The following is a 12,437-nucleotide window of genomic DNA, read 5'->3' as shown; positions in this document are numbered from 1 at the left end:
TGCCGATGGAACCGTCCTTGCAGCTCTATGGGGAATCCCGGAGAATTCCGGCAAAAATCCGCGTGAAAGAGAAGCGCATGAATCCTTCCTCCCGCAGCCGTCAAGAACAGCTTTCAACAAAAGAAGAAATGAAGACGGTGGAAAGCGACAACCAACTCCATGACACGCAGCAAAGAAAAACAGCAGATAGCAATAACCAGGACCTCATATTCCCGGTTTCTTAAAACGGTTCCATTTGACGATCCTTATGGAGGATGCCGCCAAAAGCACCATGAAGCAGGAAGGAAACCTTGCCAGCCGCCGAACAGTCTGCTAATAGTGAATAGCTTTATGTTCCGTTTTTCCATAGTACTGCTGGCTACGGTGCTGTGCGCATCCTGCGTATCGCACCGTCCCATTCAGGACAGCAGTTCACCGCCCATCGACGCAGCCAACCCGCTGGACGGCACCCCCGTAGCCCTTGCATGGAGTTCCTCAACCCAGTTAATGATGGGGGTGGATACGGGAGCGGTCCAGACTTCCCTTCTTTTTTCACCGGCGGTGGAATCCATCGGTGCGCGCCTGCGCGGCCGTGGAGCCATGCGGACGGCCAATGTTCCCATTTCCCTGAAGCAGGACGGAGAGCCCATGTCCAGAAAACAGGACGTGGTGATGGTGGACCAGGCTCCCTACGACGGACTGCTGGGATGGGAATGCATCAGGAAGTATGTCTGGAACATCAATTACCCCAAACGGTCCCACCGCTTTTTCAATAAACTGCCTTCCAGAATACGGTCCTGGCACAAGCTGGCCCTGGTTCCGGGGTCCGATTATCCGCAAATCGCAGACAAGCACGGACGCCGCATCATCCTGGATACGGGAGCACCCCACGCCGTCTATATTTCCAAGAAACGCTGGAACGCCATCAAGCTGGCCTATCCTGATGCTTTCGTGAGCGTTTATTCCGGCTACAGTCCGGCGGCAGGCGGCTTTTACGCCCACGAGTGCATGCATGTGAGTTCCTTCCAGCTTGGCCCGCTGGAGTTGAAGAATATCCTTTTATGCGAGAGTTTTGCCAATCCGGAAGTAATGGGCATCCCAGACGACATTGACATCATCCTGGGCTATGGAGCCCTGATTTCCCGCCAGTTCTGGCTGGACGGGCCGGGATGCGCCCTCTATTTCAGCTCCACCAGCTACCCCATGCCGGGACCTTCCTCCTTCAACCTGATGGGGGGAACTTTTATCCAGGACCGCAACGGGAACGGTCCGATGAAGGCTTTTGTGGCCGAATGGTCCCCGGCCTGGAACGCAGGCCTGAGAACGGGCGACGTTCTGGTTTCCATCAATGGCCGAAAGAATCCCTACCCCGACCTCGTAGAGTACGTCACGACCCAGCGAGGGGCGCAGGCCACCGTCATCGTACAGCGCAGGAACAAGCTGGTGCTTATCCACTGGGAAGTACCGGCCGCCCCACCCGCCGGGGATTATCATCCCACTCCCCAGGCGATTACCGAGCAGGAATTCGAGTCCCACGTCAAACAGCAGGAAGAAAAAGAACAAGAACAATCCAGGCAGCCGGCCCCCCAGCATACGCCCCCCGTACCACCAGTAAATCCGTCCGAATCTCCTCCGTCGGGAGACGGGAAAACCGGTGATTCCTCCACGGCATAACATGGCACGCCCTTCAGCCCTTCTCTCTACACGCGGCATGAACAAGCAACATCAGAATTCCACCCATCTCCCACCCGCCGGCACTATTCCTTCCTCCTTCCAGAAAAGGATTTGCTGGTATGCCCTGACGGGCGTCTCCTTTCTGGTGATGCTGAGCATCGCCGCCTTCGTCATTTTTGAGGTGGTGAACGTGCTGGGCTTTCTGGAGCCCGTTCTTCTTCCCATCCTGATCGCGGCCGTCATCGCCTATCTGCTGGAACCCATCGTCTCCTGGCTGGTACGCCGCAGGTTTTCCCGGCCCTGGGCCGTCATTACGGTCATGGGAGCGGCGCTTGCCGTCGTGGTGGGATTCGGGGCCACCATCCTGCCGCCGCTTATCCGGCAGACGGACGAATTGATCGACAACCGGATGGAACTCTGGAACAAAACTTCCGAACTGATTGATTCCACTATTGAAATACCCTTCATCGCCCGCACCATAGACAGTGTTTACAAAACCAGCCTCAGAGAGTTGAATACCGGCAATTACGCGGAAGCGGAAGAACAGGAGCTGAGGAACGCCCAGACGGCCCGCGAAAAACTGGGGGCCTACATGACCATCAATTCCTCCTTCTACCAGGAAAAACTGATGACCTGGCTCACGTCCGGCGGACGCGCTCTGTACAGTTCCATAGGAATCATGGTGAGTATTCTGATCACACCCATTTTTGCCTTTTATTTCCTTCTGGAAGCTGATAAAATTAAAGAAAAGTGGCCCAGCATCCTTCCCCTGAAAGCCTCCAAATTCCGGAAGGACGTGGTGGACACGATGGAGGAGATCAACGGCTACCTGATCTCCTTCTTCCGCGGTCAGATGCTTGTGAGCATCATTGAAGGCATCCTGATCGCCATCTGCCTGAAACTGGTCGGACTGCCGTATGCCGTCACCATCGGCGCGGCGGTCTGCGTGCTGGGCATCATCCCGTATCTGGGCATCATCAGCGCCTTTATTCCTGCGGTGCTGCTGGCCTGGTTCACGTGGGGGGATTTTCAGCATATCCTGATCGTTTCCGGCATTTTCCTGGCCGTCAACCAGTTTGACGGATGGGTTATCCAGCCGAAAATCGTGGGGGATTCCGTGGAACTTCATCCACTTACCGTCATGTTTTCCGTGCTGATCTGGACGCTTATTCTCGGCGGCCTGATCGGCGCCCTGCTGGCGGTACCCCTCACGGCAGCCATCAAGGTTCTCTACAAGCGGTACATCTGGCAGAATTCCAGCATGCGCCCCATGACGGAACCTCCTCCCAATTCACCTCCCACGGAAGAATCTCCCGCATTATCCCAATAACACACACAACAACAAACCATGTATAAACCTGCAATACACCTCATGCTGGCCCTGGCTGCGGCAACCGCCTGCACAGCCGTAGCCGCGCCCAAGATCAAACCGCCCAAAGCCATCGTCATGATTTATGCTGACGACCTCGGCTATGGAGACATAGGCTGTTACGGGGCCAAGGGAATTCCCACCCCTTCCATAGACAAGCTTGCCAAGCAGGGCGTCCGCTTTACGGATGCCTATTCCACCACCTCCGTCTGCACCCCTTCCCGGTACGCCCTGTTTACGGGAGAATACCCCTGGCGCAAGGAAGGCACGGGCATTCTGCCGGGAGACGCCGCCCTGATTATCGATACCAAGAAGCCTACCCTGCCGAAAATGCTCAAATCCCACGGCTACAAGACCTATATGGTCGGCAAATGGCACCTGGGGCTGGGCGAGAAGGGAAAGAAGATTGACTGGAACAAGGAAATCGCTCCCGGCCCGAACCAGATCGGGTTTGACGAGAGCTTCATCTTTGCCGCCACGGGGGACCGCGTTCCCTGCGTCATCCTGGAAGACGGAAAGGTGCGCAACCTGGACCCGAACGATCCCATTGAGGTGTCCTACAAGCACAATTTCCCGGGGCTTCCCAACGGCAAGGACAACAAGGACCAGCTCAAGCTCATGTGGAGCCATGGCCACAACCAGGCCATCATCAACGGCATCGGCCGCATCGGTTTCATGAAGGGCGGCAAGAGCGCCCTTTGGAAGGATGAGGAAAATGCGCAAGTGATCACGGACAAGGCCGTGGAATACATCAACAAAAGCGCCAAGGCCAAGGAGCCGTTTTTCCTCATGTTCGCCACGCATGATATTCACGTGCCCCGCTGCCCCGGAAAAGAGTTTGAGGGCAAGAGCCAGCACGGCGTTCGCGGCGACGTGACCGTGGAACTGGATTACTGCGTGCGCCGCATCACGGAAGCCCTGCAGAAAGCCGGACTGGAAAAAGACACCCTGTTGATTTTCTCCAGCGACAACGGTCCCGTTCTCGATGACGGCTACAGGGATTTCGCCGTCCGGGACAATGCCACCCATTCTCCCGCCGGCCCCTTCCGCGCGGGCAAGTACAGCATCCTGGAAGGCGGCTCCCGCATTCCGTTCATCGTCAAATGGCCCGCCGTCGTCAAACCCGGCATGACCAGCAAGGCGCTGTTCAACCAGATGGATCTTGGCGCCTCCCTGGAGCAGCTTCTGGACCCCGGCAAGGCTAATTCCTTCCGCGACTCTGAAAACGTGATGCCCGCCATGCTCGGCAAATCCGCCAAAGGCCGGGATTACCACGTGATCAACAGCACGGGCAAGGCTCTGGCCATCCGCCACGGCAAATGGAAGTTCATCCCCGCGGGAGTCGCCATCCGTGACGGCATCAACGGAGGGAGCGCCAAAATGAGCAAGTCCCCGGAAGGAGGCAGTCTGTTTGACCTGGAAAAAGACCCCAAGGAACTCAACAACGTGGCGTCCCAGCATCCGGACATCTGCGAACAGTTGAAGGCCAAACTCCAAGAAATCCGCCAAAGGCCGGAAACCAAGGCCGACCTGGTGGACCTGCTGCCCCTGGACGACTAAACCCTATTCCGGCTGAATCATGAAAGAATCCGCTACGTGTGCCCTGTGCGGGCACGGATACGCCTACCCAGCCGACCTGGACGTGAAAGCCGGCATGCACTGCGCCTCATGCGGAGCATTGATTTACGCCAAAACGGGGCTTCCCTTCGGGGAAGCCCCCACTTCCGGTTCCCTGCCGGGGCCGGAATCTCCGGCAAAAAAGACGGCCCCGCTGCCTCCCGTCAAAAGGAAAAATATTCCGGCCGTTTCCGAACGGCATCCGGACACACGAAGACTTGTTGAAGAGATTCTCAAGCAGCTTCCTGCCGAAAAAACGAACAGAACCGTTCCGGCCGCATCCTGGCTGGCGTGGCTGCTGTCCCTGGCCTGCCTGACTCTTGCCTCCATATTCCCTTCCTACGGGAATGATTCCACGGACCCTCTGTACATGCTTCAATGGCTGCCCAGCATCATTTTCTGCTGTACGGCCGCCATCCTCTTCATCCAGGGCCTGGCTGCCGCCACACGCCGCTGATTCCTGCGGCACTGCCTGCCGCCGTCTCTTCTCCGGCCCCGTTCCGGATTTTATGCTTGCCTGTCAACTTAGCAGGCTCTAAGTTACCCCCGTAATTTATGGAAGGGGAGGAAGACGTCCGGGACAACATGTGGAGAGCAAGACTGGACGCCATACTGATGCACAAGGTGTGGGGATCGCTCATTTTCCTGGGCCTGGTTTATCTCATTTTCTTTTTGAGCTTTGCCATCGGCGACCCTCTTGTCAGACTGATCCAGACGGGAACGCAAATGTTCAGCATCTGGGCATGCCGCCTGCTGGAGCCGTGGCCCGGCTTGCAGTCTCTTCTGGGAGAGGGCGTGGTAGGCGGTGTAGGCGGCGTTCTGGCCTTCCTGCCCAATGTGGTCCTTCTCTTCGGAGCGATCACGGTGCTGGAAAACAGCGGCTACATGATGAGGGTCTCGCGCCTCATGAGCCGCATCATGAAAATCATGGGGCTGAACGGCAACAGTTTTGCCCCCCTTTTACTGGGATTCGGCTGTTCAGTGCCCGCCATTCTTTCCACCAGGAGGATTGAGGGGCGCAATGACCGCCTTGTCACCATCGCCATACTTCCCATGATGAGCTGCGCGGGACGGCTTCCCATCTACATGATGTTCGTTTCCGCCCTGTTTCCTTCCCATCTCCAAGCCACCGTTCTGTTTGGAATTTACGCCGCCGGCATCCTGCTGGCGCTTTTATGCGCCCGGCTGCTGAAAAACACCTTTTTCAAGACCGTGCAGCGGGACGCGCCCCATCGCCTGAAACGGCTGCGCATTCCTTCCCTGCGGAAAGTAGGGCTGCTCATGTGGTCGCGCGCCTTCATGTATGTGAGAAAAGCGGGCACCTTTATCCTCGGAGCTTCCATCATCCTGTGGTTCCTCAATACTTACCCCAGGCCGGAAGAAGGAACCGCGGAGAACGCGGCCGCGGCCATGGAGCATTCCTACGCCGGACAAATAGGTCACTGGATGGAACCCGTCACCAGGGTAGCGGGATTTGACTGGAAGGTGAATTCCGCGCTTTTGGGAGCCTTCGCGGCCAAGGAGATTTTCGTCACGCAAATGGGGATTCTCTACGCCGTGCAGGACGGGGATTCCGGTCCGGAAGCCCAGCAAACCCTGAACACCCGGCTAAAAGCCAGTTATACTCCGTTGCAGGGTATCAGCATCATGATTTTCTGCCTGATCGCCCTGCCTTGCATAGGAACAGTGACCGTCGCCAAGCGCGAAGCCGGCACCTGGTGGTTTGCCCTGGCGCAATTCGCAGGTCTTACTGTGATGGGCTTTGTGACGGCTACCGTCGTCTATCAGGTAGGATTGCTTCTGTAAGCTCCGGTATTTCCGTAAAATATCTTCCGCCTTCTTCCGCGGAACATCTGGTTTTCCAGTGCTGTCCACCACAAACCACAGCAGAATTCACCATCCCGGACGAACAGGAAAAACGCCCGCTGCCCAGGCTTTACTTCCGGATTTCAGGACGCCTCGGATGGAAGAAAGACGGTAATGGCTCCACGACGGCCAAGTTTCATGCAGGTTTTCCGGGAATAATTCACAGAAAAAAGAGAACCGGAAGGATTCCTCCTTCCGGTTCCCCTGGCCAGTCTGAAACTGGATTTACATTGTCTTGATGACGGAAGACTCGTCATCGTCGTCCTTCGCCTTTCCGGCGCGCTTGACGGGAGCAGGCGTCTTCTTGATCTTTTCCAGAGCCTTTTCCACATCTGCAATGACATTATCCTCACCGGCCTTTTCATTGGCCAAATCATTAGCCGCGTTATTCTTGGCTTCATAATCAGCCTTCGCCGCCGCATCGTCGGGACTGTTCTTGTATTTGGCTTCCGCCTTCACCAGGGCTTCTTCCGCAGCGCGCAGCCGGGAATCCAGCTTATTGCTGTTTTCTTCCGCCGCCTGCTTGATGCGTCCAAGCAGGCGGATGACATAGGGCCTGTTGCTCAGCCTCTTGAACGCGGAAACCAGGAAACGGCGTCGGTCGCTCGTCTTGGCGTCCGCAATCAGGGGTTCAAACAGCTTGATGGTGGCGTTGTCGTCGCGGTCGCGGTCCACGGAAAGCACACGGAGAATGGAGTCATGGGCCTGGGAGCGCACGCGGGAGTGTAGGGATTCATCCTTCCATGCCCGGAACAGATAGGGAACGGCATCGTCCGTATTCCAGTCCCCCCATGCCGTGACAATGACCAGGGCTTTCTTGGGGTCTTCCTTGTAGCTCTTTTCCATCATGTCCAGCACCTTGGGATCTCCGGTACGGGCAAGAAGCCGGTAAAGTATCTTGAGATTTTCCTCCGGCATGCCCTGCTGGTATTGCAGCAGCTTGGAAGAAAGCCCGACACGCTTGGCTTCCGGAGCCTCGTCAATGAGATAGCGGGCCGTGCGGAATGCGGAAGAAACCAAGTCTGAAGAAACGTTTTTCTGCTGCAGAATTTTCATGACGTCATCCAGGTCGTCCAGCTTCATGGAGAAGCGCATGTACTGGAGCACCACGGCCTGCTTGTCCTGCACCTTTTTGTTTTTGCTGTCGCTGATGGAGGCGTACAAATCCTTAAGCAGCTCGCGCATAACCGGGCTGGAGGATTTGGCCAGCAGCGTCACCATCATGGCGTATTTCTCTTTGCTGTAGTCACGGACGTTTTTCTTCATGTCCCCGACCACCTGCCGTGCGATATTATCATCCATCTGGGCCATGATGGACACCAGATGCGCCGCACCGGGCCAGTTGTCACGGTGCCCCTTCACGCCTCTCACGTTATCCAGAAGCAGTGCGGCATCCTCTTCATTGGGGACGACTTTGACATCCGGCACGCGCCCGAGGCTCTTGGAGTCAAACAGACGGCTGCGCCCCAGCTTGGCTCCTTCCATCACCAATTTATTCAACTGGGCGTTTTCACCTTCCACCCGATCCTTCTTGGCGTTGGTCTGCCAGGCGTAAATCCCCACGCCGCCGGCCACCAGAACCAGGGCGCACACACCATAGATGATTCCGCGAAGCAGGGATTTGGACTTGTCCACGGAAGCGGCCATTTCCCTGGCGTTTTCTCCCCCGGCAGGGGGCTGGATGCCTCCCGCTCCCGCCAGAGGCGTGCCGGGAGAAGGCGCCGCGGATGCCGCCGGAACCGGCCCGGAGGACGGAGCGGCCACGGTGGAAGGAGCCGGAGGAGAGCCCAAGGGAGATTTTAAAACCTTCAGTTTGGGAAGGGCTCCCGAATCCGGAGCGGCGGGGGCGGACGCTTCTGCCGTTTCAGTGGGAGCGGAGACCGTTTTTAAAATTTTCAGTTTGGGAATGCTTCCGGCTGCCGGGACCGGGGCAGGTTCCTGGGGCTCCGGAGCTTCCATGGCAGGCTTTGCCACTCCGGCAGCCTGGGCCAAAGCCACAGCCTGGGCTTCTGCCAGGGCCTTCTGGGCTTCCGCCACCTTGGCAAGGGCATCCTGTATCTGGGCATCCACGGAAGAATCAGCCAGGGGTCTGGAAGCTTCTTCCTGTTTTGCCTGTTCAGCGGCCAGCCTTGCCCGTTCCTCTTCAGCCGCGATGCGGGCAGCCTCTTTTTCCGCAGCCACGCGCGCAGCTTCCACGGCCTCCTGCTCCGCCTTGATTCTGGCGGCTTCCTTTTCCGCTGCCATTCTGGCAGCCTCTTTTTCTGTGGCAATACGGGCAGCCTCCTCTTCAGCGGCGGCTTTTTCCGCGGCTATCCTGTCCGCCTCCGCCTGCTCCGCAGCACGGCGCGCAGCTTCTTCCTGCTCCCGGGCCAGTTTGGCCTGCAATTCCGGAGTAAGAAAACGCGGCTTGGCCACTTCCACACCTTCCGCTGCGGGAGATACGAATTTCACTTTGGGTTGCGCTGCGGGGGCGGCCGTCACCAGACGGCGGCGCGCGGGCGCCTGGGGAGACGGCTGAGATTCTGGCTGATCAGTCATAATTGGAATGGAAATACTGAGAGATTGGATTGAATTTACATGATTCGCCCCGGCCCTGCAATCTCAAAATCCGTAACCAGCGCCCCCTGTGACAGTCGCTGAAACGCCTCCCGAAGTCATGGATCCACAGGTTCTCCCTAACCGATAAACCATGCACAGGGCCAAAAACGTCCGCCCGGGAAAAACCGTTTAAGCAACAATATTTTTCCCCATGGATACATTAAGAAACATTAATTTTTTTCGGAATTATGTAGAATAATCTTGTTGGAATATTGCATTGCTGCTAACGCTGATATTCGGTAATAAATTGGCGGGAGAGGCAGCCAAAACGACTGATACAAGACTAAAGTAAATAGTTCCGATTTTTTTTAATTACAAATAAGCCTGGGAATGTGAAGAGTATGATTGAATAGTACATCATCCTTTAAATTTTTAAACAGTCTTTTAAATGATGTCAAAAAACATATTATTTTTCCTTGATAGCAAAGGCTGCATTTATTAAATATGTGCCACTCGTCATACCATGAACTCCAACGATACAAAAAACCGGAGGCGTTATACGCCTGAAGAAAAGCAAGCCGTTCTTGATTTTATCGCCGAACGGAAAACGCAGAATAAAAGAGGCGCCCAGAAGGAAGCCGCTGCACAATTCGGCATCAGCACGGTCACTATCTCCAGCTGGATGAAAGCCTCCAAGGCCAAGAGAGGCCGCAAGCCTGGTACCAAAAACGCCCCCGTTGCCAAAAGCCAGCCCCTTGCCTCCGCACAGCCTGCGGATTTGCGCCGCCTGGCAGCCGTTCTGGAAGAAATAGCAGAGCTTGAAGCTCAAACCGCCAAGCTTGAAAACCTCCGCGCCGAGGCAGACGACCTCAGGGCCAGGATTACATCCAAATCAGCCTGAAATTTCACATCAATTTAATACTACCGATAACCGGCCCTTCTTTCAGGAAGGCCGGTTATTTTTCTTTACGGAGATCGCACTTGCCCCGCCGAAACAAATCCTTTAATATTTTTGGCCGTGACTCAACCCGCCCACATCGCACCCGCGAGCCAGTCCGTGGAAGGCATGTATGCCGACTACTTTCTGGATTACGCCTCCTACGTTATTCTGGAACGGGCCGTGCCGAAAATCAATGACGGGTTCAAGCCCGTTCAGCGCCGCATCCTGCATGCCATGGACCGGCTGGATGACGGGCGCTACAATAAAGTAGCCAATATCGTCGGGGATACGATGAAATTCCATCCGCACGGGGACAGGTCCATCGCGGACGCCCTGGTAGGTCTGGGCCAGAAAAACCTGCTCATCGACACCCAGGGGAACTGGGGGAATATTCTGACGGGAGACCCCGCGGCGGCTTCCCGATACATTGAAGCCCGCTTCACGCCCTTTGCCCGCGACGTGGTGTTCAGCCCCAAAGTCACGGAATGGCAGCTTTCCTATGACGGCAGGAACAAGGAGCCCGTGAGCCTGCCCGTCAAATTTCCTCTTCTGCTTGCGCAGGGGGCGGAGGGTATTGCCGTGGGTCTTTCCAGCAAAATCCTTCCCCACAATTTCAACGAATTGATTGACGCTTCCATCGCCCACCTGAGGGGGCAGGAATTCCAGCTTCTGCCGGATTTCCCCACAGGGGGAATCATGGATGCCACCAATTACCGCGACGGGGAGCGAGGCACGGGCCGGGTGCGGATACGGGCGCGCATTCTCACGGAATCAAAAAAACTTCTCCGCATCACGGAAATCCCGTTCGGCGTCACCACGGAAATCCTGATAGATACCATCGTTTCCGCCGCGGAAAAGGGGAAAATCAAGATAGCCCGCATTGAAGACAATACGGCCCAGCACGTGGATATTCTGGTTCACCTGCCCGCCGGAGTGGATCCGGAGCAGACCAAAAAGGCGCTATTCGCCTTCTCCGCGTGTGAAGTCAGCGTCTCCCCCAACGCATGCGTCATTGTGGAAGACAAGCCCCGGTTCATGCGCATCAGCGATATCCTGCGCTACAACACGGATGCCACCAAGGAAACGTTGCGGCAGGAACAGGAAATACGCCTTCAGGAACTTAATGCGGCATGGCACCAGGCCAGCCTGGAGAAGATTTTTATTGAAAACCGCATCTATCTGACCATTGAAGACTGCGAAACATGGGAGGAAGTGCTGGAGACCATTGACAGGGAACTCCAGCCCTTCGCCAGGAAACTGCGCAGCCCCATTACCAGGGACGACCTGATCCGGCTGACGGAAATCAAAATCAAGCGTATTTCCAAATTCGACGCCTTCAAGGCCGATCAGCACATTCAGCAGTTGGAGGCGGACATCGACCAGACGCAGAAAAACCTCAACCAGCTCACCAGATTCACCATCCGCTGGTTTGAATCCCTCCGCAAAAAATACGGAGCTTCCTATCCCAGGAAGACGGAAATCTCCTCCTTTGGTTCCGTGGACCGGGCCCAGGTAGCCGTGGCCAATGAAACCCTCTATATTGACGAAGAAGGCTTCGCCGGTTTCGGCGTCAAGAAGGGAAATCCCGTGTGCAAGTGCTCCACGCTGGACGACGTCCTGATCGTGGACAATGCAGGCGTGCTGAAAATCGTGCGCATTCAGGACAAATTCTTCGCCGGAAAAAACCCTCTCTATATCTCCATCATCAAGAAGGATGACGACCCCGTCTTCAACCTGATTTACCGGGATGGAAAGGACGGCCCCGTTTACGCCAAGCGCTTCCGGATAGGAGGCTTCACCAGAGACAAGGAATACCCCCTGACACGCGGGACGAAGGGAACGCGCATCTTCCACTTTTCCGTGCATGAAACGGAACAGGACAGTGAACAAATCAGCGTGAACGTTTATCTGAAAGCCGTCCTCAAACTCCGCAACCTGATCAGGCCCTTCCATTTCGCGGACTTGCGGATCAAAAACCGCGGCGCCCAGGGCAACATCATCACCAGGCATCCGGTGGAACGCGTCTCCCGCATCATGCCTACAGCCAAAACCGGCAATGAAACCACGGAAGAGGAATCATCCGCACTTGCCGGCGCGCCGGAATCTGCGGAAAGCGCATCCGTTCCGGCAGAAAAGCCCCAACCGCAGGATGACGCTCCCCCTTCCCCGGATTCATCCGCAGAACCGCCGCTGGAACAGGGTTCCCTGTTTGACGCCTGACACGTTTAAAAATACGGAAGGCCCCCTGTGCCGCCCATTTTCGGCTTGCCAGGGAGGGGCTTCTTCTGTAGACATGTGCGCATCCATTCATTGCGCCGCTTTAGCTCAGTGGTAGAGCACCCGCCTTGTAAGCGGACGGTCGTCGGTTCAAATCCGACAAGCGGCTCCATTATAAACCCCTCAAGTTTACAACTTGAGGGGTTTGCTTTTTTCCTACGCATTCTTCATGTCCTG

Annotated in this window: 9 protein-coding genes and 1 tRNA gene; 9 read left to right on the top strand and 1 reads right to left on the bottom strand. The window is 56.2% G+C overall.

Annotated features, from left to right (window positions below; all coding sequences use genetic code 11):
• Window positions 1–5 precede the first annotated feature (5 nt).
• The 6 genes from OQH67_RS09215 to OQH67_RS09190 all read left to right on the top strand — a co-directional run bounded on the left by OQH67_RS09215 (window position 6) and on the right by OQH67_RS09190 (window position 6,445).
• Complete coding sequence (locus tag OQH67_RS09215) at window positions 6–224, top strand: hypothetical protein (protein WP_215458978.1); 219 nt, start codon at window positions 6–8, stop codon at window positions 222–224.
• 106 nt (window positions 225–330) lie between these two features.
• Window positions 331–1,653 (top strand): PDZ domain-containing protein, encoded by a 1,323-nt coding sequence (locus tag OQH67_RS09210; RefSeq protein WP_215436043.1) that lies wholly within the window; start codon window positions 331–333, stop codon window positions 1,651–1,653.
• Between the two features lie 37 nt (window positions 1,654–1,690).
• On the top strand, window positions 1,691–2,983 hold the full coding sequence (locus OQH67_RS09205; protein ID WP_215436044.1) for an AI-2E family transporter: 1,293 nt from the start codon (window positions 1,691–1,693) through the stop codon (window positions 2,981–2,983).
• 18 nt (window positions 2,984–3,001) lie between these two features.
• A complete protein-coding gene (locus OQH67_RS09200) occupies window positions 3,002–4,582 on the top strand; it encodes a sulfatase family protein (RefSeq protein ID WP_215436046.1) in 1,581 nt (526 codons plus the stop codon).
• A 19-nt stretch (window positions 4,583–4,601) separates the two neighbouring features.
• Window positions 4,602–5,096 carry a hypothetical protein gene (locus OQH67_RS09195; RefSeq protein ID WP_215436049.1) on the top strand — a complete coding sequence of 165 codons (495 nt, stop codon included), beginning with the start codon at window positions 4,602–4,604 and terminating at the stop codon, window positions 5,094–5,096.
• Window positions 5,097–5,224: 128 nt separating this feature from the next.
• Window positions 5,225–6,445, top strand: a complete 1,221-nt coding sequence (locus OQH67_RS09190) for a ferrous iron transporter B (RefSeq protein WP_215458979.1) — start codon at window positions 5,225–5,227, stop codon at window positions 6,443–6,445.
• A gap of 285 nt (window positions 6,446–6,730) precedes the next feature.
• Here OQH67_RS09190 and OQH67_RS09185 read toward each other — a convergent pair whose 3' ends face one another.
• The gene (locus OQH67_RS09185; RefSeq protein WP_215436053.1) at window positions 6,731–9,043 is read right to left on the bottom strand and encodes a hypothetical protein; all 2,313 of its coding nucleotides are present in this window, start codon (window positions 9,041–9,043) and stop codon (window positions 6,731–6,733) included.
• A 523-nt stretch (window positions 9,044–9,566) separates the two neighbouring features.
• Between OQH67_RS09185 and OQH67_RS09180 the strand changes: the two genes are divergently transcribed.
• The 3 genes from OQH67_RS09180 (at window position 9,567) to OQH67_RS09170 (ending at window position 12,372) form a co-directional block, all read left to right on the top strand.
• The gene (locus OQH67_RS09180; protein ID WP_215436055.1) at window positions 9,567–9,944 is read left to right on the top strand and encodes a hypothetical protein; all 378 of its coding nucleotides are present in this window, start codon (window positions 9,567–9,569) and stop codon (window positions 9,942–9,944) included.
• A 117-nt stretch (window positions 9,945–10,061) separates the two neighbouring features.
• The gene (locus OQH67_RS09175; protein WP_257226983.1) at window positions 10,062–12,203 is read left to right on the top strand and encodes a DNA gyrase/topoisomerase IV subunit A; all 2,142 of its coding nucleotides are present in this window, start codon (window positions 10,062–10,064) and stop codon (window positions 12,201–12,203) included.
• A gap of 94 nt (window positions 12,204–12,297) precedes the next feature.
• Window positions 12,298–12,372, top strand: a tRNA-Thr gene (locus tag OQH67_RS09170).
• The last annotated feature ends 65 nt before the right edge of the window (window positions 12,373–12,437 follow it).

It is taken from the genome of Akkermansia biwaensis (assembly GCF_026072915.1).
Lineage (GTDB): Bacteria > Verrucomicrobiota > Verrucomicrobiia > Verrucomicrobiales > Akkermansiaceae > Akkermansia > Akkermansia biwaensis.
The sequence above is the reverse complement of the archived record's forward strand: the minus strand, read 5'-3'. Positions and strand labels throughout refer to the sequence as shown.